Raw genomic sequence first — 20,011 nt, forward strand, 5'->3', positions numbered from 1 at the left:
TTTCCGAGAAGTCACACCGTCAGGGGCGTGACGAGGCTGGAGCGGGCACGATGCGGCCGCGAGAAGAGAAACGCACAAGGTGGGGACGCACGTGGGCCCCGGGGCGGGTTGGGTCGCCTCACAGACACAGCATCGAGGCTGTGCGCAGCAGGTCAACGGTGGCGCGGCGCACCAACATGGCGCCGCGTCTGCTCCCGGTCACTGCGTAAGTCACCGCGCCATCCTATGTAGTGCCTCGCCGAAACTCCGACTCTCCGCCTGTGTCGAAATCGGAGCGCGCGCAAACCTTGACAAATCTGCCTTTGCGTGTCTGTGCGGGCACGAAAACGCCGTCGCCCCCGTACCGGTGAGGCACGGGGGCGACGGCGTCGAACGAAGGGGCGACCTAGTCCAGGTAGTCGCGCAGGACCTGCGACCGCGACGGGTGGCGCAGCTTGGACATCGTCTTGGACTCGATCTGCCGGATGCGCTCGCGGGTCACGCCGTACACCTGGCCGATCTCGTCGAGCGTGCGGGGCTGACCGTCGGTGAGACCGAACCGCAGGCGGACGACGCCGGCCTCGCGCTCGGACAGGGTCTCCAGGACCGACTGCAGCTGATCCTGCAGCAGCGTGAAGCTGACCGCGTCCACCGCGACCACGGCTTCGGAGTCCTCGATGAAGTCACCGAGCTGGCTGTCACCCTCGTCGCCGATGGTCTGGTCCAGGGAGATGGGTTCCCGGGCGTACTGCTGGATCTCCAGCACCTTCTCCGGGGTGATGTCCATCTCCTTGGCGAGCTCCTCGGGCGTCGGCTCGCGGCCGAGGTCCTGGAGTAGCTCACGCTGGATACGACCGAGCTTGTTGATGACCTCGACCATGTGCACCGGGATACGGATGGTGCGGGCCTGGTCGGCCATGGCACGGGTGATCGCCTGACGAATCCACCAGGTGGCGTAGGTCGAGAACTTGTAGCCCTTGGTGTAGTCGAACTTCTCGACCGCGCGGATCAGACCCAGGTTGCCCTCCTGGATCAGGTCCAGGAACGCCATGCCGCGGCCGGTGTAGCGCTTGGCCAGGGACACGACCAATCGGAGGTTCGCCTCCAGTAGGTGGTTCTTGGCACGGTTGCCGTCGCGCGAGATCCAGTTGAGGTCGCGCTTCTGGGCGGTGCTGAGCTTCTCGCCTGCGTCCATGATGCGTCGGAGACGCTCGGTGGCGAAGAGCCCGGCCTCGATCCGCTTGGCGAGCTCGACCTCTTCCTCCGCATTGAGGAGGGCGACCTTGCCGATCTGCTTCAGATACGCGCGGACGCTGTCGGCCGAGGCGGTGAGTTCGGCGTCCTTGCGCGCCTGGCGCAGGGCCTCCGATTCCTCCTCGTCCCACACGAAGTCGCCCGACTTCGCAGCGGCGGACTCGTCTTTGGCGCCCGCCTTCGCGGTGGCGGAGGCGGCGCCGGCGGCGGCCGGGGCCTTCGCGTCCGCGGACTCCTCGTCGTCGTCCGACTCGTCGGAATCGTCATCGTCGTCGACCTCGAGGTCGTCGATCTCGACGTCTTCCAGCTCGGCGTCGGGACCGTCGATGTCGTCGATCGAGTCCGGGTCGTCGGGCTCGGCGTTCGGATCGTCGCCGGCGCCCTCGGCCGACGCGGCCTTCTTGGCAGCTTTCTTCGGGGCCGCCTTCTTGGTGGCCTTCTTCGCTGCTGCCTTCTTGGCGGGAGCCTTCCGGGCGGCGGTCTTCTTCGCAGCCTTCTTGGCGGTCCGTTTGGCCGGGGCGTCGGTCGCGGCGGGGGTCGACTCGGTCGACTCCTCGGCCTCTACATCACCCTGATGGGTCGTGATGGCTGCCACGTACAACCTTTCGAACTGTCTTCTGTGGTGTCTACTGTCGTCTGTCACCAGACGCGACACGGCAGCACGAGCCGCCGTGGACGAGGTCTTGGTTTCGCGGTTGGAATGACCGGTGACGACCATTGTAACGACATCGTCCGGTCCGGTGTGTCAAAGACCTGGTCAATGGACGCGCGGCGCTAGGTTTTGAGGCCCCGCGAGACCGCCATGGCGGCGCCGACGATGCCTGCTGTGTTGAGCAGTACCGCCGGTACCACCGGGGTCTTGTTGGTCAGCAGCGGAATCCACTTGTCGGACTTGCGGCTGATGCCTCCGCCGGCGATGAAGAGCTTCGGCCAGAAGAGTGCTTCGTAGGTCTCTAGCACCTCGGAGACCTTCTCGGTCCACTTCTCGTAGGACCAGCCCTTCTCCTCCCGGACGCGGGAGGAGGCCTGATGCTCGGCTTCCTTCTTGCCGACCTGGAGGTGTCCGAGCTCGGTGTTGGGCACGAGGGTGCCGTCGATCAGGATCGCCGATCCGATCCCGGTCCCGAACGTCAACAGCATCACGACCCCTGCGACGTCCTTGCCGGCGCCGTACGCGTCCTCGGCCATGCCCGCGGCGTCGGCGTCATTGAGCACCGACACCTGCCTGCCGTCGAGGTGTTTGCTGAACAGCTCGTAGACGTCCGTGCCGATCCAGGCCTTGTCGATGTTGGCGGCCGTGCGCATGATCCCGTCGGTCACGACGCCGGGCAGGGTGATGCCCACCGGGCCCGTCCAGTCGAAATGCGCAACGACCTCGGCCACCCCGTCGGCGACGGCGTCGGGTGTCGCCGGCTGTGGGGTCAGCACCTTGAACCGCTCGCCGACGAGCTCACCGGAATCGAGGTCCACGATCCCGCCCTTGATCCCGGACCCACCGACGTCGACGCCGAAACCGAGGTTGGTCGAGGGCGTCGAACCGTCGGGGTCGGACGATTCGGGGACGGACGTGTCGGTCATGGCGGGGCTCCCTGTCCGGGTCGGCGGCAATCGACATCCAGGCTATCCACGCGACCTGCCGAACGCGCGACATCGCAACACTTGTCGACACGTTTCGCCCGTTCGAGGCGAGAGATCGGTCACCGCGATCGGCGGTGCGGTCGGGCCATGTGCTGACATGGAAGGCGTGGATCAGACAATTCCGGTGGACGAGCTCGCCGCGGTCGCCGACGCCGTGGCCCGGGAGGCCGCCGCGCACGTGCGTCGCCGCCGGCCCGAATTGTTCGGTGCGACACCGGGACACGGCGAGCCGCCGGAACCGGGCACCGTTGACGCGACGGTGCAGCCCGTGTCGACGACGTCGACGGTGCAGGCTGTGTCGACGAAGTCGACGGAAACCGATCCGGTCACCCTCGCCGACACCGAGACCGAGCGACTGATCCGCTCGCTGCTCCGTCAGGCGCGCCCCGACGACGAGGTGCTGGGTGAGGAGGACGGCGGCAGTCGCGCGGTGCCCTCCGGCGTCCGATGGGTCGTCGACCCGATCGACGGCACCGTCAATTTCATGTACGGCGTCCCGGCCTACGCGGTGTCGGTCGCGGCGCAGGTCGACGGGCGGTCGGTGGCCGGGGTGGTCGTCGACGTCGCCCGCGACGTGACCTACGGCGCGACCCTCGGCGGCGGAGCCTGGGCCGCGGACTCGACCGGGGTCCGGCGCCCGTTGCGCTGCAACCCTGTCAGTCGTGCCGAACTGGCCCTGGTGGCAACGGGTTTCGGGTACGACGCAGCACGACGCCGACAGCAGGGCCGCATCGTCGCCGAACTGCTGCCGCGCGTGCGGGACGTGCGTCGCATCGGCGCCGCAGCCCTCGACCTGTGCATGGTCGCCGCCGGCGCGGTCGACGCGCACTACGAGCACGGGCTGAGCCCGTGGGACTGGGCGGCGGGAGGCCTCATCGCTGCCGAAGCCGGCGCCGTCGTCCAGACGCCGCCGCCGGACTCCCGGGCCGACGAGGGACACATCACCGTCGCTGTCGCGCCGGGTGTGGCCGACGAATTCCTCGCGCTGCTGGACGAATTCGATGCGCGTCGCCCGCTGACCTGAGTCAGCAGGGAGTGGAGTGCACGGCCTCGACGAGCACCGGGTCGACGCCGCTCGCCGGGTTCTTCGGGTCCGCCGAGCGCAGTGCCTCCAGGGCGGCCTGCGCGTCCTGCGACATCTCGCCGCCCGAGTGGTGGACACCCAGGGCGACATCGACGGCCGTCCCGCGCCGGCCGTCGTCGACGAGCTGGGCGCACGGGAACGCGAGCCACGTGGCCGCCGCGGCGGCGCGACCCGCCGGGCCGAACCGGATCTGCGCGACACAGTCGAGATCCCGGTTGGGGTACACCGGATCATCGGCGTATGGGTTGTCCGGTACGGGCGTGAAGCCCTGGGCGGTGAGGTCGTCGGACACCGTCCGGGCAGCGCCGCGTTCGTCGGAGGCGTTGAGGACCCGCACACCGAAGGTGGACAGCGGAGCCGGTGCGACCCCGAGCATCTCGTCGCGCCCGACGACGGTCAGGGTCGGCGGTGCGGCCGGTGCGGGTGCGCCGGCTTCCACCGACGTCGGGGGCGTCGGCTGATTGCAGGCCGTCGGTACGGATTCGGTGTCGCCGCCACCGAGCGCGATCGCCCACACCACCACACCGACGACCATCAGGACGACGACCGTGATGATCGCGGGCGCGTAGCGGCGCCGACGGTAGGGGCGGCCCTGCTCGTCTGTCGGATAGCCGGACGTAATCTTCGACACCACCGTGAACTGGCTCCTCAACTGGGCGTTGCGTGATCTCGGATCACTCTAGAGGGTGGCCCCGCGGCGGACCGCGTGCCTCGCCGGGAGCGGTGTCGGCCGCGCGAATCGGGTCGTCTGCCAACGGACGAGGTGAAACTTACCGACGAGTTGGGTGCAGTGTATTGACCTTGGATGGGGCGTCGACTATGCTTCGGGCGCCCGCGCTTCCAGACCCGGGGTGCGCCTGATATCTAACCGTGATCGAAATCACGCAATACGTTTGTTTCTCTGGTACGAATCTCGCCCGAGACGACGTTGCAGTGACCCCATCGGTAAGACAATCCCGGCGGAGTCGTGCGCAAGAACACCGGGTGGCGACGTCAGCGCCGTCACCGTGAGCGCCCCTCACACTCTCGACAAGTTAGGCACAGAATGGCTACAGATTATGACGCGCCACGGCGGACGGAGACCGAGGACCTCAACGAGGACTCGCTCGAAGAGCTGAAGGCCCGGCGCAGCGAGGCCCAGTCCTCGGCGGTGGATGTCGACGAGAGTGACACCGCGGAATCCTTCGAACTCCCCGGCGCCGATCTCTCCGGCGAAGAGCTGTCGGTGCGTGTCATCCCCAAGCAGGCCGACGAGTTCACCTGTACCAGCTGCTTTCTCGTCTATCACCGCAGCCGGCTGGCCGAGGAGAACGGAAGCTCGCTCATCTGCGTCGACTGCGCGTGAGCAGGTCCGCCGCCAGCGACTGACAGCTGACGAAAGGGGCCGTCGCCGAACACCGGCGCGGCCCCTTCGTCGTGTCCGGGGTCAGGCGGTGGGGGCGGGACGGTCGGCCGCGGCGTCCTCGATGCCCAGGGCGGCGAGGAGTTCGGCCGGGCGCCGGGTGGACACGAGCCAGTACGGGGTCGGGTCGTCGGGATCGTCGAGGACGATGAGGACCATCGTCTTCACCCAGGACCGGTGCACGAGGTAGGCGGCCGGATCGAGCTGGCGGCCGAGTGCCGCGCTCTTGGCCGACGCCGGAACCGTCGCCCCGCGGGCCACGACGCCGCGCGGCAGGACGGCGCGATGGGCGTGCAGTTCCCGATCCGGGGTCACCCGGATGCGGGTGCGGCCCATCGACCACAGCATCACCACGCACAGCACTCCGGTGGCGACGTAGCCGATGATGCTCCAGGCGCTCCCACGCGCCGACAGCTGGATCTCGTAGCCCACCACGCCGGTGAGGACCACGGCGGCGAGCCACCACCACCAGGGGACGTACAGGCGCTCGTCGAACCGATCGGTCGTCGAGTCGGTCACGCCGGCGTTCCGCCCGGTGGGTGCGGGGGAGGCGTCCGACGTGCCCCCGGGGCGCTCGGGCGAATGATCTGCGGTCACGTGACCAGCGTAGTCTGCGTCCGTGACCCCAGATCTCCCCCCTGCGCAGCCCTCCGCCCCGGCGTCGATCGCGGTCCGTCGCCTCGACCCCGACCTACCCCTGCCGACCAGGGCGCACCCGGGTGATGCGGGGGTCGACCTCTATTCGACGATCGATCTCGAACTGCCCGCCGGGCGCCGGCAGCTCGTCGGAACCGGGATCGCGGTGGCCCTGCCGGTGGGCACCGTCGGGCTGATCCACCCGAGGTCGGGCCTCGCCGCCCGGGCCGGCCTGTCGGTCGTGAACACCCCGGGCACCATCGACGCCGGCTATCGCGGCGAGATCAAGGTCTGCCTGATCAACCACGACCCGGAGCAGACGATCTCGATCGCGCGCGGCGACCGGATCGCCCAGCTGATCGTGCAGCGGGTCGAGCTGCCCGACTTCGTCGAGGTCGACGAACTCGACCAGACCGCCCGGGGCGACGGCGGTTACGGATCGAGCGGCGGTTCGGCGATTCTCGCCTGACCGCTGCCCGGTGGTGGTGGATTACTGTTTTCCGTGTGGCCGGCAGATCGTCGTCGCCGGCGGTGACGAACCAGGAGTGACGCGATGGCACAGGACGGATCAGAGGAACTGCGGGTCGGTCAGGCGCGCGGTCCCTACGACCTCGACGCGCTGACCACCCGACCGCAGGAGCTCGAGAACTCCCATCTCGACCTCGGCTCGGTGCTGGTGCCGGTGGTCGAGGGTGGCCAGGTCACCGTGGAGATGTCCGAGGCCCACCAACCGCAGAACGTGTACCTGGTGACTCCCATCGGCCGCATCTCGGTGACGGCGTTCGCGGCACCGAAATCCCCCGGGATGTGGCGCGAGGTGGTCCGGGAACTGGCCGGTTCGCTCCGCGACGACGGCGCCACCACGAGTGTCGAGGACGGGCACTGGGGGCGTGAGGTGGTCGCCGAGGTGGACGGTGTCACCCATCGGTTCATCGGGGTCGACGGGCCGCGCTGGCTCGTCCGGTGTGTGGGCAGCGGGCCCACCGAGAACTCCGAGGACCTCGCACGGCTGAGCCGTGCGGTGCTCGCCGAAACCGTCGTCCGGCGCGGTTCCGAACCCTTCCCCCCGCGGGACCCGCTCCCGATCGTGCTGCCCCCGGTGCTCGCCGAGCAGGTCGCGGCCGCCCAGCAACAGATGTTCGCCGACCCCGCGGCCGGACAGAATCCCCAGAACCCGAGCGCCCAGAACCCGACGGCCCAGGCTCCGGTCGCCGGGGCCGACGCGGACGCGACCGACGAGTCGGGTCCCGTCGCCGGCGGCGCGCTCGATCAGGTCGCGCACGCCACCGTGTACGGCGAGAACACCTATCGCGATGACGCGGATGCCGCTGTCGAGGTTCCCCAGGACGAGTCACCCGCGGCCGAGGCGCCCGATGTGCCGGCGGACGCTGATGACCAGGAGCCGCCGTCGTCGGGATCGGCGATGCAGCGCTTCCTGCGACGGCGCTGACGTCCGCTCACGCCTGCGGGTCCATCAGCCCGAGGATGCCGTCCCGCGTGCCGGCTCCGAGGAGCCCCGGGTTTCGGCCCCAGTCGTCGAGGGCGACCTCTGCGAGAGCCGATCGCGGTGCGGCGGCGTGCCATTCACGGGCGACGGCGATCGGGTGCACGGGATCGTCGGGGGCCGCGACGATGGCGAGGGGCACCGTGAGGCCGCCGATCTCGGCGGGCACCGGAGCCCGGTAGCCGGCCGCCTCGCGCAGGGCGGCGGCGAGTCCCGGGTGCAGGCGCCGCCACGACCGGGTCAGTTCCGCGGCCAACCAGCCGGGGCTGCTGCTCGTCATCGCGGCGATGGTGGCCTCGAGTCCGTCACGCTCGAGCGCCTCGGCGGTGGCGACGGCACTCGCGGCCGCGGGGGCGGTGTGGGCCTCGCCACTCCATGCCGGCAGCGCGGCGAGCACTCCGGAGCACCGTCGTCCGGCGTCACCGATGGCCCAGTCGAGCGCGATCGCGGCCCCGATCGAGACGCCGCCCACCAGGATCGACCGATGGGCTCGAGCGGCACGCTCCAGCCCCAGTCGGTGGCCGTCGATCAGCGACGCCGTCGGTTCCAGGGCGATGAGCTCGATGCCGAGGTCGGCGGCCGCGCCGCCGAAGGAGCGGGAGGCGTGATCGGCGTCGGAACCCGTTCCCGGGATCACGACCAGAGCGGTCGGAGGCGGGCGGTGCAGACGGTCGGTGCCGGGCATCAGGGCATCATCCCCTAGTGTGTCCCGGGGCCCCGCGCAGACCCGAGTTCGCGGCGGCCCGGCACCGCGGAATGCCCCCGTGGTCGTCTACGTTGTCACTGGCACGGGCCGGGGTCTACGCTGGCGGACAGGTCACCGATCACTCGTTCGGCGACCCACGGTCACCGCTCTGCACAGCCCGCGGTACCGGCCGAAATCCATTGGGAGGGTCGAGATGCCCACTGCCGGCTATCTCAAACGACTTACCCGTCGGCTGACCGAAGATCTCGGTGACGCCGACGCAGAGAAGATCGCCGAGGAATCCAAGGCGACGGGCGCCCAGCGCGCATCCGAATGCTGCCGCGGTGACGAGGTCACCATGCACGGCGAGCTCCGCGCCGTCGAGACGTGTTCGCGGTCGGCCAAGGCGGGTGTGAAGGCCGAATTCTTCGACGGTTCCGACATCGTGATGCTCAAGTGGCTGGGTCGCAACCGCATCACCGGGATCGAACCCGGCCGCAAGGTCACCGTCCGCGGCCGCCTCGCCGAGCAGGACGGACACAAGGTGATCTACAACCCTTATTACGAGCTGCACGGCGTCGACGAGTGACCGGCCCGGCGCCCGACCAGTCGGCATCTGAACCGTCGGCTCCCGAGCGGACGACGCCGACGGTCCTCGAACAGATCGGTGGCGTCTCGGGCCTCGTCTACTCGACGGTGCCCGTGGTGGTGTTCGTCCCCGTCAACTCCTTCTTCGACCTCCGCACGGCCATCTACGCCGCGCTCGGTGTGGCAGCGCTGCTCTTCGTCGTACGACTCATACGCCGCGAACCGCTCACACCCGCGATCTCGGGCCTGCTGGGTGTCGGGATATGCGTCTTCATCGCCGACCGGGTGGGAGATGCGAAGGGCTACTTCCTCTTCGGCATCTGGAGCACCCTCGTCTACGCGATCGTCTTCGTCATCTCGATCCTGGTGCGCCGGCCCCTCATCGGTGTGGCGTGGCACCTGGTCAACGGCGAGGGATCGAGCTGGCGCAGACAACGCTCCATCCTGCGTGCCTACGACATCGCCACGGCGCTGTGGGCGCTGCTCTTCGCGGCGCGCTACCTCACCCAATCGGAACTGTACGACGACGGCGCGACCGGGTGGCTGGCCTTCACCCGCATCGCGATGGGGTGGCCCCTGACCGCTCTCGTGGTGCTCGCGACGATCCTGCTCGTCCGCCGCGCGCAGCGCGCCGAAGCGGCCCGCGCGGAAGCCTCGGCGGACGCCGAGATCACCGCACGATCTGCATAGCCTCGTAGAGGGCGGGTTCGGCCTCGGTCGGCGCGATGAAGATCAGTTCGTCGCCGCCCTCGATCGGGTCGTCGCGCTGCGGGACGATCACCCGTCCGCCGCGCAGGATCGCGACGAGTGCCGCGTCCCGGGGGAGTTCCAGCTTGCGTACGGGTTTACCCGCGAGCGGCGTGTTCGACGGCAGGGTCAATTCGACCAGATTGGCCTGTCCCTGGCGGAAGGTCATCAACCGGACCAGATCGCCGACCGACACCGCCTCCTCGACGAGGGAGGCCAGCAGTCGCGGCGTCGACACGGCGACGTCGACGCCCCAGTCCTCGCCGAAGAGCCACTCGTTGCGGGGATCGTTGACGCGGGCGACCACCCGGTTGACCGCGAACTCCGTCTTCGCGAGGAGACTGACGACGAGGTTGGCCTTGTCGTCGCCGGTCGCGGCGATCATCACGTCGTAGGTCTGCAGCTGCGCGTTCTCGAGATTGGCGAGTTCGCACGCGTCGGCGAGCACCCAGTCCGCGCCGGCGACGGCGTCGGTGTCGATGTGACCGGCGTCGCGCTCGAAAAGCGTGACCTCGTGGGCGTTCACGAGCAACTCGCGTGCGATGGAGCGCCCGACCGCGCCGGCTCCGGCGATGGCGACCTTCACTTCAGGACTCCTTCGGCCCGGATCATCCGGACTCGTTCTGGGTGAACGGCTTCGCGGCGAGGCCGCGGGCGTTCTTGAGATTGTCGAGCATGACTGCCCCGTAGATCACATCATCCTGTTGGACAACGGTTTTCGCGTCGGGCAGGACCGGGCGTCCGACGCGGCTGAGGAACACGACCCGCGCCCCGGTCTGTTCCTGGAATCGGGCGACCGAGATCCCGATCCAGGACTCGTCGACGTCGATCTGCGCGATGGCCAGCGAACCGGACGGGTCGCGCCACTCCATCGTCGTCGTCTCGCCGAGTGCCGAGACGAACCGTTCGGTCGTCCACGGCACGGTCGCCACCGTCGGGATCCCGAGACGCTCGTACACCTCGGCTCGCTTGGCGTCGTAGATGCGGGCCACGACGCGCTCGACGTCGAAGGTCTCGCGGGCCACCCGCGCCGAGATGATGTTCGAGTTGTCCCCGGACGACACCGCGGCGAAGGCGTCGGCGTGCTCGATGCCCGCCTTGACCAGGATCTCGCGGTCGAACCCGACCCCGGTGATCGTGCGGCCCGCGAAATCGGGGCTCAATCGCACGAACGCGCTCGGATCGCGGTCGATGATCGCGACGTCGTGTCCGCGCTTCTGCATCGCCATTGCGAGCGAGGATCCGACCCGCCCACAACCCATGATGACCACCTGCACGGCATTCCTCTCCACATGCGGCTCGTCTGCCGCGAGTCGAACCTACCCGGCTCGGCGCCGACGCTCTAGGGTTGCCTGGTGTCCACCGTCTCCAAGGTGTCCGTCGCGACGAAACGCCTGCTGCTCGGCAGGCCGTTCCGCAGCGACACCCTCGGTCATACCCTTCTGCCCAAGCGGATCGCCCTGCCGGTCTTCGCGTCCGACGCGATGAGCTCGGTGGCGTACGCGCCGCAGGAGATCTTCCTGGTCCTGTCCGTCGCGGGGATCAGCGCGCTCGCGTTCACGCCGTGGGTGGCGATCGCCGTCGCGATCGTCATGATCGTCGTCGTCGCGAGCTACCGGCAGAACGTGCACGCCTATCCCTCGGGTGGCGGCGACTACGAGGTGGCGACGGTCAACCTGGGACCCAACGCGGGCCTCACCGTCGGCAGCGCCCTCCTCGTGGACTACGTGCTCACGGTGGCGGTCTCGGTCACCTCCGCCGCGGAGAACATCGGCTCGGCGATCCCGTTCGTCGGTGAGCACAAGGTGTGGTTCTGCGTGGGCGCGATCATGCTGCTCGCCGCGGTGAACCTCCGCGGCATCAAGGAGTCCGGCGCCTTTCTGGCGATCCCCACCTACGGGTTCATCATCGGTGTCCTGGGCATGCTCATCTGGGGCTTCACCGAGATCTTCGTGCTCGGGCAGGACATCCATTCCGAGACCGCGGACTTCGGGATCGTGCCCGAGCAGGACAACCTCACCGGGCTGGCGCTCGTCTTCCTCGTCGCCCGGTCGTTCTCGTCCGGCTGTGCGGCGCTGACCGGGGTGGAGGCCATCAGCAACGGCGTGCCGGCGTTCCGGAAACCCAAGTCCCGCAACGCCGCGACGACGCTGCTGCTGCTGGGTGCCTTCTCGATCACGCTGCTGCTGGGCATCGTCCTGCTGGCCGAGAAGATCGGCGCGAAGTACGTGATGAATCCGGAGCAGGATCTCATCGGCGCGCCCGAGGGCTATCAGCAGAAGGCGATGATCGCGCAACTCGCGCACGCGGTGTTCGACTCGTTCCCGCCCGCGTTCTTCTTCGTCGCCACCGTCACCGCCCTGATCCTGCTGCTGGCCGCCAACACGGCCTTCAACGGATTCCCGGTGCTGGGTTCGGTGCTCGCGCAGGACCGGTACCTCCCACGGCAGCTGCACACCCGCGGCGACCGGCTGGCGTTCAGCAACGGCATCCTGTTCCTGGCGATCGCCGCGATCATCTTCGTGGTCGCCTTCGGCGCGCAGGTGACCGCGCTGATCCAGCTCTACATCGTGGGTGTGTTCGTGTCGTTCACCCTGAGCCAGACCGGCATGGTGCGGCACTGGACGCGCCTGCTGCGCACCGAGACCGATCCGAGCGCGCGCCGCCGCATGATGCAGTCCCGGGTGGTCAACACCGTGGGCTTGGTGATGACGGCCACCGTCCTCGTCGTGGTGCTCCTGACCAAGTTCACCGAAGGGGCCTACATCGCGGTCATCGCGATGGTCGTGCTGTTCGTGATCATGAAGCTCATCCATCACCATTACGCATCGGTGCAGCGGGAACTCGACCGCGCCGAGGAGGACGACGAGGCCGTCCTGCCGAGCCGCACCCACTCGATCGTGCTCGTGTCCAGCCTGCACATGGCGTCCAAGCGTGCCCTGCGGTACGCGCGGGCGACCCGGCCGGACGTCCTCGAGGCGATCACGGTCAACGTCGACGACCGCGACACCCGCAAACTCGTCTCGGAATGGGAGGCCAGCGACATCACGGTCCCGCTGAAGGTCATCGCGTCGCCGTACCGCGAGATCACCCGTCCGGTCGTCGAATACGTGCGCCGGGTGCGCCGCGAGTCGCCGCGTGACGTGGTCACCGTGTTCATCCCGGAGTACGTCGTCGGACACTGGTGGGAGCAGATCCTGCACAATCAGTCGGCGCTGCGCCTCAAGGGACGCCTGCTGTTCGAACCCGGCGTCATGGTGACCTCGGTGCCGTGGCAGCTCACCTCGTCGGACCGGCGCAAGGAAGACCGTGCGTACTGGGCGCCGGGGGAGACCCGCCGCGCACTGGGCGAACCCGAACGGCGACCGTGACCGGGTCGGGATCGCCCCGCCGGGTCGAGGTCACCGTCGACCGACCGGCCAACGGCGGTGAGGCGGTGGGCCGCGCGGACGGCCGGGTCGTGTTCGTGCGCGGGGCGATCCCCGGCGAACGGGTGGTCGCCGAGATCACCGACGACCGGCACGACTCGTACTGGCGGGCCGATGCGGTGGACGTGCTCGACGCCTCACCCCATCGGGTGCCCTCACCGTGTCCGGCGGCGTCGGCCGGAGCCGGCTGCTGCGATCTCGGCCACGTGGCGCCCGATCATGCCCGGGACCTGAAACAGGCTGTGCTGCTCGATGTCCTGGACCGGGTGGGCCATCTCCCGCGGAACGTCGTCGCGAGCACCGAGCTGGCGACCGTCGGTGTCCGGCGGCTCGGGGACGCCGACCTCGGCTGGCGGATCCGTACCCGCCTCGCCGTGGACGGGCAGGGGCACCCGGGCCAGTCGGCGTTCCGCGGCCGGACGATCGTGACCGAGCCCTGCGTGCAGCCCGCCGCGGGGATGCTCGACGGACTCGCCGACGGTCGCTTCACCCCGCACTCCGAGCTCGCGGTCGTGCTCGACGCCGACGGCGCACGCCACGTCACCGAGCTGGCACCGGTCGAGAAGCCGCGGCGGGGCCGCGCCGACAGCCGGCGCCGCGCGCAGCAGAACCGTGTCCGGCGGTCGCGACCCCGCGCCCAGGCGATCCTCGAAGGCGGCGCGAACGCGGTGCACCGTGTCGGCGGGCGGTCCTGGGACATCCCGGTCACGGGATTCTGGCAGGCGCACCGCGAAGCGCCCCGGACCTACTCCGAGACCGTCGCCGAACTCGTCGGTGCGCATCTCGGGACGCCGCCGCGCGTGGCGTGGGATCTCTACGGCGGCGCGGGAGTGTTCGCGGGCGCGTTGCTCGACGGTCCGGGTGGCCTGGACTCCGTTCACATCGTCGATTCCGATCCGGCCGCCCTCGACGCCGCCGACCGTGCTTTCGCCGGCGAGGGCGATCGGGTGCGCACCCACAGGGGCGAGGTCGCGACCCGGATCGCGGACCTGACCGGGCGGCCCGACGTCGTCGTGCTCGACCCGCCCCGCACGGGTGCAGGCGAGCGGGTGATCACCGCGGTCGCCGACGCCCGGCCCGGCATCGTCGTCCACGTGGGCTGTGACGCAGCCCGGTTCGCACGTGATCTCGGACTCTTCGCCGAGCGCGGATTCCGCGTCGCGGAGATCCGCGGTTTCGACGCGTTCCCGCTGACACACCACGTGGAAGCGGTGGCCTGCCTCCTCCCGTCCGCGCCCGGGTGAGCAACGCGGGTCCGGACGGTCCGGCGACGGCGGTGTCCCGGCCATCCGCCGGTCCGGCTCGCGACGAATGCTTCCGTAGACTGACCTGACATGTGCCGGACGTCGTCGGCACAACAGCCGACCCGGCCTCGCGCCGGTGATGGAGGAAACGATGGGTGTGCTCGACCGGATCAGCTCACCGGCCGATCTCCGGCCGCTGTCGGACGAGGAGATGGAAACCCTCGCGTCCGAGATCCGGACGTTCCTGATCGAGAAGGTCGCGGCCACCGGCGGGCACCTCGGTCCGAATCTCGGTGTCGTCGAGCTGACGCTCGGCATCCACCGGGTCTTCGACTCGCCGTCGGACGCGATCCTGTTCGACACCGGCCACCAGTGCTACGTCCACAAGATCGTCACCGGACGCAAGGACGGCTTCGATCAGCTGCGTCAGCGCGCCGGGCTCACCGGCTACCAGGAACGCGCGGAGTCCGAACACGACTGGGTGGAGTCCTCGCACGCCTCGGCGGCGCTGTCGTACGCGGACGGGCTGGCTAAGTCCTTCGAACTGACCGGTCAGTCGCACCGCACGGTGGTCGCAGTCGTCGGTGACGGCGCTCTGACGGGCGGTATGTGCTGGGAGGCGATCAACAACATCGCGGCCTGCAATCGCCCGGTGGTCATCGTCGTGAACGACAACGGGCGCTCGTATGCGCCGACGATCGGCGGTCTGGCCAGCCATCTGTCCGGGCTCCGGCTGCAGCCGGGGTACGAGAAGTTCCTCGACGAGGGGCGGCGCGTCGTCAAGCAGGTGCCCGTCGTCGGTGAACCGGCCTATGCGGTCCTGCACGGGATGAAGAGCGGACTCAAGGATCTGCTGGCGCCGCAGGCGATGTTCACCGACCTCGGTCTCAAGTACGTCGGGCCCGTGGACGGTCACGACATCGACGCGGTCGAATCGGCTCTGCGCCAGGCCCGCGACTTCGGCGGACCGGTGATCGTCCACACCGTGACCCGCAAGGGCATGGGGTACGCCCACGCCGAGAACCACGTCGCCGACCTGATGCACGCCACCGGGATCATCGATCCGGTCACCGGGCGACCCACGAGTGTGTCACCGCAGGACTGGACCGCGGTGTTCTCCGCCGCGCTGCTCGACGCCGGCGCCAACCGCCCCGACGTCGTCGCCATCACCGCAGCCATGCCCGGACCGACCGGACTCACCCCGTTCGGCGATCGCTACCCGGATCGCATGTTCGACGTCGGCATCGCCGAACAGCATGCGATGACCTCGGCGGCCGGGCTCGCCCTCGGCGGACTGCATCCGGTCGTCGCCATCTACTCGACGTTCCTCAACCGGGCATTCGACCAGCTGCTGATGGACGTCGCGCTGCTGAAGCAGCCGGTGACGCTCGTCCTCGACCGTTCCGGCATCACCGGCCCCGACGGTCCGAGCCACCACGGCATGTGGGACCTCTCGCTCATGGCGATGGTGCCCGGTCTGCGGGTGGCCGCACCGCGGGACGCGGTCCGGCTTCGCGAGGAGTTCGACGAGGCACTCGGTGTCGCCGACGGTCCGACCGCGCTGCGGTTCTCCAAAGGCGCGGTCCCCGAGGACATCCGGGCCGTCGAGCGGCTCGACGACGGGGTCGACGTACTGCACCGGACCGACCGTGACCTCGGCCCGGCCGGCGGCGACGTGCTGATCGTCGCGGTCGGCGCGTTCTGCGGACTGGCCGTGGACACCGCCGAACGCCTCGCGCGTCAGGGCATCGACGCGACGGTCGTCGATCCGCGGTGGGTGCTGCCCGTACCGACATCGGTGGTCGAGGTGGCGCGCCGCCATCGGCTGGTCGTCACCCTCGAGGACGGATGCACCAGCGGCGGTGTCGGTTCCGCCGTCGCGACCGCGCTGTCGACGGCCGAGGTGCTGGTGCCGGTGCAGATCAAGGGCATCCCGCAGGAATTCGTCCCCCACTCCTCCCGGGGTGAGATCCTCGCCGATCTCGGGTTGACCGCACAGGACCTCGCCCGGTCGATCACCGCCACGGTGTCGGGCATGCAGGCCGGGCCGGGCCTCGACCACGCGATCCAGAACGCGCCCGACGCGGCGGAGAGCCGCGCAGAGGACTGACACCCGCAGCGGACTGAACGCGACGGTCCCCATGCCGGACAGGTCCGGTTTGGCCGGTACCGCGGCTGGGCATTTTCACCTGGTGAACGATGACCCGCCGGCACCGACCCTCGGGGTCGAGGAGGAGTTCGTCCTGGTCGACCGGGAAACCGGACGGCCGGTCGGGCGCAATCGTGAGGTGGCTGCGGCGGCGTCGGCGCACGGTCTCGACCTCGAGTTGGAGCTCACCTCCTCGCAGATCGAGATCGCGACGCCCACGGCCGGCTCGGGTCCGGAGATCGGCGATCACCTCCGTCGGCTACGTGACATCCTGGCCGCGGCCGCCGAGGAGGTGGGTGTCGACGTGGTCGCGTGCGGGGGGCCGCCGCGCGTGCCCGACTCGTTCCCGGTGACCGACACCGGCCGGTACCGCGCGATCGCCGACCGTTACGGCATGCTCGCCCACGAACAGGGCATCAGCGGTTGCCACGTCCACGTGGGCGTGCCCGACACCGAGACGGCGGTCGCGGTGTGCAACTGGCTGCGGCCGTGGCTACCCCTGCTGCTGGCGCTGGCGGCCAACTCGGCGATCTATCGCGACGCGGACTCGGGCCACGCGAGCTGGCGGTCGGTGCTGTGGTCGCGGTGGCCGGCATCGGGCCCACCGCCGCATCTGCGCTCGGCCGAGCACTTCGCCGACACCGTCGAGCTCCTCGTCGCGACCGGCGCGATCCTGGATCCGCACATGCTCTACTGGGATGCCCGACCGTCGGATCACCTACCCACGGTCGAGGTACGGGTCGGCGACGTGCAGATGCGGGCGGAGGAAACACAGGTCTTCGCCACCGTCGTCCGGGCCGCGGTGATGAGCGCTCTCGACGACCTGCAGCACGGGGGACGACGGTCACGCTCCGGCGCGGTCCTCGATCCGGCGCTTCTGTCCGCCGCCTATTGGATCGCCGCTCACGACGGGATCGACGACCGCGCGCTGGACCCGGCGACCGGGGCTCTGATGTCCATCTGGACCCGCGTCGATCAGCTGCTCACGACCCTCGCACCCGCGCTCGACCGACTCGGCGAACGTGAGCACGTCGAGCAGGCGCTGAGTGTGATGCGACGGGACGGTAACGGGGCCACCCGGCAGCGGCGGATCTTCGAGGAGTCCGGGTCGGCGCTCGCCGTCGTCCGGGCGGCCACGCTGCGCCGGGCCGGCTGACCACAGCCAGGGTTCAGCGCAGCGTCGCCAGGTTCGAGATCGACTTGTGCACATCGGCTTCCAGTACCTTGGCGACGAGCCGGCCGACCGGGCCGTTGAGCAGCCCGCCGGACAGCTCGGCCGAGAGGTCGAAGTGGGAGCCGTCGACGATCTCGTCGACCTTCATCGCCAGATCGATGTTCACGCCGCCGCGTCCGGTTCCGGAGAGTGCGATCAGGCGCGGCTCGTCGTAATCGGTGACCGTCCAGTGGATGACGTTGCGGAAGCCCTTGACCTTGATCAGCGACGAGATGGTGGTTCCCTCGGCGATCGTGTCGGGCACCGGCGAACGCCAGCCGCCGAAGATGGTCATCCATTCGTCGAAGCGCGAGAGGTCGCTCGCGAGAGCCCAGGCCGCGCTGGGGTCGAGGTCGGAGTCGATGCCGACGGAGACTGTGGCCACAGAACTGCTCCCATCGCAGGAGGTGGTCCGCTCGGGAAGATGACTTCCCCCGGGCGGTTCGTGCACTCGGGTGGTTCGCATTCGGGTCGTGACCGAATGTACGCGAACGACGCGGTGTGGCTACTCGCCCGCTGCTGTCGGCCCTGGTCGAGCGGCTTCGAGGAGGGCCTGCGTCAGGGGCTCGGCACACAGTGTCCGCTGCCAGACGCGGGCGCCCGCAGCGGCCAGGTGCGCATCGAGCGCCGCGGCCGTGATCGGCTCGGGCAGCCCGTCCCAGCACAGTTGCCGCACCACATCGGGAGCGAGAAGGTTCTCCATCGGCAGGGTGTGGCTTTCGGCGATCTCTTTCAGCGCCGGACGCACCGTCTGCAGTCGCGTTGCGGCCTCCGGATTGCGCTGATCCCAGCGACTGACCGGTGGCAGGCCCGGCCCGGTCGTCTTGCGCGACGGGAGCTTGCTGTCGGGGATCTCGCGGGCCCGTTGCAGCGCCGACAGCCAGATCCCGGCCTGGCGTCGTTGCCGCGGACCGCCGAAGACCGGCAACTTGGTGAGTTCGGCGATGGACTCGGGGTTCACGGTCGCGGCGTTGACGATCGCGGTGTCGGGCAGGACACGGCCCGGTGCGACATCCCGGCGCTGCGCCAATTCCTCACGCGCGGTCCACAATTCGCGCACAGCAGCCAGTGCGCGGGTCGACTTGACGGTGTGGATGTTCGAGGTCTTGCGCCACCTGTCGGTGCGCGGCGGGGCGGGCGGCCGGGAGAGGATGTATGCGAATTCCTCACGCGCCCAACCGTCTTTGCCGGCCGCGGCGAGCGCGGCGTCCATCGCATCACGCAGTTCGACGAGGACCTCGACGTCGAGTGCGGCATAGTTGAGCCACTCGTCGGGCAGGGGACGACGCGACCAGTCGGCCGCACCGTGACCCTTGAGGAGCCCGAGCCCGAGGAACTCGGCCACCATCGCCGCCAGGTTGACCTTGGCCAGGCCCAGGAGGCGTCCGGCCAGTTCGGTGTCGTACAGCTCGACGCACTCGAAACCGAGTTCACGCAGGCACGGGAGGTCCTGGTCGGCGGCGTGCAGCACCCACTCCGGTCCGCGCAGAGCGTCGATCACCGGTGCCAGTGCGTCCGGATCGCCGATGGGGTCCAGCAGGAAGCTGCCCGACCCGTGTCGTTTGATCTGGATCAGATAGGCCCGTTGTGAGTAGCGGTAGCCCGATGCGCGTTCGGTGTCGACGGCGATCGGTCCGCTGCCCGCCGCGAGAGCTGCTGCGGCGTCTGCGAATTCGGCGGCCGTTGCGAGGACCGGGGGTACGCCGTCGGCCGGCTGGAGCAGTGGGGTGACCTCCGGTGTGGGGTCGTCGGGAGCCGGGTCGTCGGGCGCGGGATCGTTCACGTCGCGCCGAGTTCGGTCACCCCGACCGGTGGGAGACCGGCTGCGGAGGCGAGGACATCGCAGAACGCCTCGAGATGGCTCCCGAGCCCGTCCGCGCTGAGTGCGGTCCACGAGGCCCGCACCTCCAGTTGGTGTGCGCGCGGCGGCCCGGCGATGTCGCCGTAACGGACCGACGTGGTGGAGGTGACGGTGCCACCGAGGGCGGTCACCTCGACGCGGTGCGCCGACCCCTCCGGTGTGGCGGTCGCGCCGACCGGTACGCCGAGCGCATCGCTGATCCAGCTCCAGGCCACCTCGGGCAGCAGGGGGTCCATGGCCAGTGCGGCCTCGACCTCGGCCTGTAGGAACGCGACGAGACGCATGGTGCCGTTCCAGGCATCCTGGCCCGCGGGGTCGAAGAGCAGGATGAGTCGCCCGAACGCGCTGCCCTGCGAATCGGTGGGCACCACGTCGAGGTCCTCGGGCGGACGCACCTCGGCGCCGACAGCGTAGCTGTAAGGCGCCAGGCGCTGCGGTGGGCGGATGGGTCCGACCTCGATCTCGCGGCGCACCCGGGCAGCATGCAGCGACTCCACCGCCGCGCGGAAATCAGCAGGCTCGTCCGGAGCTCCCGAAGAGGTCACCGTTCGACCGTAGGGCGGGCGCGCCCGGCCACGGCGGAGGCGCGCCGACACCAC

General features: G+C 69.6%; 20 protein-coding genes. 10 read left to right on the plus strand and 10 right to left on the minus strand.

From position 1 onward, the window contains the following. Positions 1–385 precede the first annotated feature (385 nt). Positions 386–1,951: an RNA polymerase sigma factor gene (locus MHN80_RS20740; RefSeq protein ID WP_239403468.1), complete on the minus strand. Its 1,566-nt coding sequence runs from the start codon at positions 1,949–1,951 to the stop codon at positions 386–388. 56 nt (positions 1,952–2,007) lie between these two features. Further along, positions 2,008–2,811: a polyphosphate--glucose phosphotransferase gene (gene ppgK, locus MHN80_RS20745; protein ID WP_004018849.1), complete on the minus strand. Its 804-nt coding sequence runs from the start codon at positions 2,809–2,811 to the stop codon at positions 2,008–2,010. 157 nt (positions 2,812–2,968) lie between these two features. Here ppgK and MHN80_RS20750 point away from each other — a divergent pair, with 157 nt between their 5' ends. Beyond that, positions 2,969–3,895: an inositol monophosphatase family protein gene (locus MHN80_RS20750; protein WP_239403469.1), complete on the plus strand. Its 927-nt coding sequence runs from the start codon at positions 2,969–2,971 to the stop codon at positions 3,893–3,895. Position 3,896: 1 nt separating this feature from the next. Here the strand turns inward: MHN80_RS20750 and cei are convergent, their stop codons facing one another. Further along, positions 3,897–4,589 carry an envelope integrity protein Cei gene (cei, locus tag MHN80_RS20755; RefSeq protein WP_004018847.1) on the minus strand — a complete coding sequence of 231 codons (693 nt, stop codon included), beginning with the start codon at positions 4,587–4,589 and terminating at the stop codon, positions 3,897–3,899. 411 nt (positions 4,590–5,000) lie between these two features. Between cei and MHN80_RS20760 the strand changes: the two genes are divergently transcribed. Further along, positions 5,001–5,300 (plus strand): DUF4193 domain-containing protein, encoded by a 300-nt coding sequence (locus tag MHN80_RS20760; protein ID WP_004018846.1) that lies wholly within the window; start codon positions 5,001–5,003, stop codon positions 5,298–5,300. An 81-nt stretch (positions 5,301–5,381) separates the two neighbouring features. Here the strand turns inward: MHN80_RS20760 and MHN80_RS20765 are convergent, their stop codons facing one another. Continuing rightward, positions 5,382–5,954 carry a DUF3093 domain-containing protein gene (locus MHN80_RS20765; protein WP_239403470.1) on the minus strand — a complete coding sequence of 191 codons (573 nt, stop codon included), beginning with the start codon at positions 5,952–5,954 and terminating at the stop codon, positions 5,382–5,384. A gap of 22 nt (positions 5,955–5,976) precedes the next feature. Between MHN80_RS20765 and dut the strand changes: the two genes are divergently transcribed. Both dut and MHN80_RS20775 read left to right on the plus strand, forming a co-directional pair. Then, positions 5,977–6,462: a dUTP diphosphatase gene (gene dut, locus MHN80_RS20770; RefSeq protein WP_101818756.1), complete on the plus strand. Its 486-nt coding sequence runs from the start codon at positions 5,977–5,979 to the stop codon at positions 6,460–6,462. 84 nt (positions 6,463–6,546) lie between these two features. Further along, on the plus strand, positions 6,547–7,443 hold the full coding sequence (locus tag MHN80_RS20775; RefSeq protein WP_239403471.1) for a DUF3710 domain-containing protein: 897 nt from the start codon (positions 6,547–6,549) through the stop codon (positions 7,441–7,443). Positions 7,444–7,450: 7 nt separating this feature from the next. Here the strand turns inward: MHN80_RS20775 and MHN80_RS20780 are convergent, their stop codons facing one another. After that, positions 7,451–8,182 (minus strand): alpha/beta hydrolase, encoded by a 732-nt coding sequence (locus MHN80_RS20780; RefSeq protein WP_239403472.1) that lies wholly within the window; start codon positions 8,180–8,182, stop codon positions 7,451–7,453. A 214-nt stretch (positions 8,183–8,396) separates the two neighbouring features. Between MHN80_RS20780 and MHN80_RS20785 the strand changes: the two genes are divergently transcribed. Continuing rightward, on the plus strand, positions 8,397–8,771 hold the full coding sequence (locus MHN80_RS20785; protein ID WP_004018839.1) for an OB-fold nucleic acid binding domain-containing protein: 375 nt from the start codon (positions 8,397–8,399) through the stop codon (positions 8,769–8,771). Beyond that, the gene (locus MHN80_RS20790) at positions 8,768–9,460 is read left to right on the plus strand and encodes a DUF3159 domain-containing protein (RefSeq protein ID WP_239403473.1); all 693 of its coding nucleotides are present in this window, start codon (positions 8,768–8,770) and stop codon (positions 9,458–9,460) included. The genes MHN80_RS20785 and MHN80_RS20790 overlap by 4 nt, the downstream gene beginning before the upstream one ends. Here the strand turns inward: MHN80_RS20790 and MHN80_RS20795 are convergent. Together MHN80_RS20795 and MHN80_RS20800 are read right to left on the minus strand one after the other, a co-directional pair. Further along, complete coding sequence (locus tag MHN80_RS20795; protein ID WP_004018837.1) at positions 9,441–10,103, minus strand: TrkA family potassium uptake protein; 663 nt, start codon at positions 10,101–10,103, stop codon at positions 9,441–9,443. The genes MHN80_RS20790 and MHN80_RS20795 overlap by 20 nt on opposite strands. 22 nt (positions 10,104–10,125) lie before the next feature. Beyond that, positions 10,126–10,794 carry a TrkA family potassium uptake protein gene (locus MHN80_RS20800; RefSeq protein WP_004018835.1) on the minus strand — a complete coding sequence of 223 codons (669 nt, stop codon included), beginning with the start codon at positions 10,792–10,794 and terminating at the stop codon, positions 10,126–10,128. A gap of 78 nt (positions 10,795–10,872) precedes the next feature. Here MHN80_RS20800 and MHN80_RS20805 point away from each other — a divergent pair, with 78 nt between their 5' ends. The 4 genes from MHN80_RS20805 to MHN80_RS20820 all read left to right on the plus strand — a co-directional run bounded on the left by MHN80_RS20805 (position 10,873) and on the right by MHN80_RS20820 (position 17,494). Continuing rightward, positions 10,873–12,888 carry an APC family permease gene (locus MHN80_RS20805; protein WP_004018834.1) on the plus strand — a complete coding sequence of 672 codons (2,016 nt, stop codon included), beginning with the start codon at positions 10,873–10,875 and terminating at the stop codon, positions 12,886–12,888. Then, positions 12,885–14,189, plus strand: a complete 1,305-nt coding sequence (locus MHN80_RS20810; protein ID WP_239403474.1) for a class I SAM-dependent RNA methyltransferase — start codon at positions 12,885–12,887, stop codon at positions 14,187–14,189. The genes MHN80_RS20805 and MHN80_RS20810 overlap by 4 nt, the downstream gene beginning before the upstream one ends. A gap of 151 nt (positions 14,190–14,340) precedes the next feature. Beyond that, the gene (gene dxs, locus MHN80_RS20815) at positions 14,341–16,299 is read left to right on the plus strand and encodes a 1-deoxy-D-xylulose-5-phosphate synthase (RefSeq protein WP_239403475.1); all 1,959 of its coding nucleotides are present in this window, start codon (positions 14,341–14,343) and stop codon (positions 16,297–16,299) included. A 31-nt stretch (positions 16,300–16,330) separates the two neighbouring features. Continuing rightward, positions 16,331–17,494, plus strand: coding sequence for a glutamate--cysteine ligase (locus MHN80_RS20820; RefSeq protein ID WP_374206399.1), 1,164 nt, complete (start codon positions 16,331–16,333; stop codon positions 17,492–17,494). Between the two features lie 13 nt (positions 17,495–17,507). Here MHN80_RS20820 and MHN80_RS20825 read toward each other — a convergent pair whose 3' ends face one another. The 3 genes from MHN80_RS20825 to MHN80_RS20835 form a co-directional block, all read right to left on the minus strand. After that, entirely contained in the window at positions 17,508–17,936 is a 429-nt protein-coding gene (locus MHN80_RS20825) for an SRPBCC family protein (RefSeq protein ID WP_239403476.1), read from the minus strand. A 120-nt stretch (positions 17,937–18,056) separates the two neighbouring features. Continuing rightward, complete coding sequence (locus tag MHN80_RS20830) at positions 18,057–19,334, minus strand: HRDC domain-containing protein (protein WP_239403477.1); 1,278 nt, start codon at positions 19,332–19,334, stop codon at positions 18,057–18,059. Beyond that, a complete protein-coding gene (locus MHN80_RS20835; RefSeq protein WP_033203548.1) occupies positions 19,331–19,957 on the minus strand; it encodes a DUF3000 domain-containing protein in 627 nt (208 codons plus the stop codon). The genes MHN80_RS20830 and MHN80_RS20835 overlap by 4 nt, the downstream gene beginning before the upstream one ends. Between the last annotated feature and the right edge of the window lie 54 nt (positions 19,958–20,011).

Origin of the sequence: Gordonia sp. McavH-238-E (assembly GCF_022348225.1) — a bacterium.
In the GTDB taxonomy this organism is placed as follows: domain Bacteria; phylum Actinomycetota; class Actinomycetes; order Mycobacteriales; family Mycobacteriaceae; genus Gordonia; species Gordonia terrae.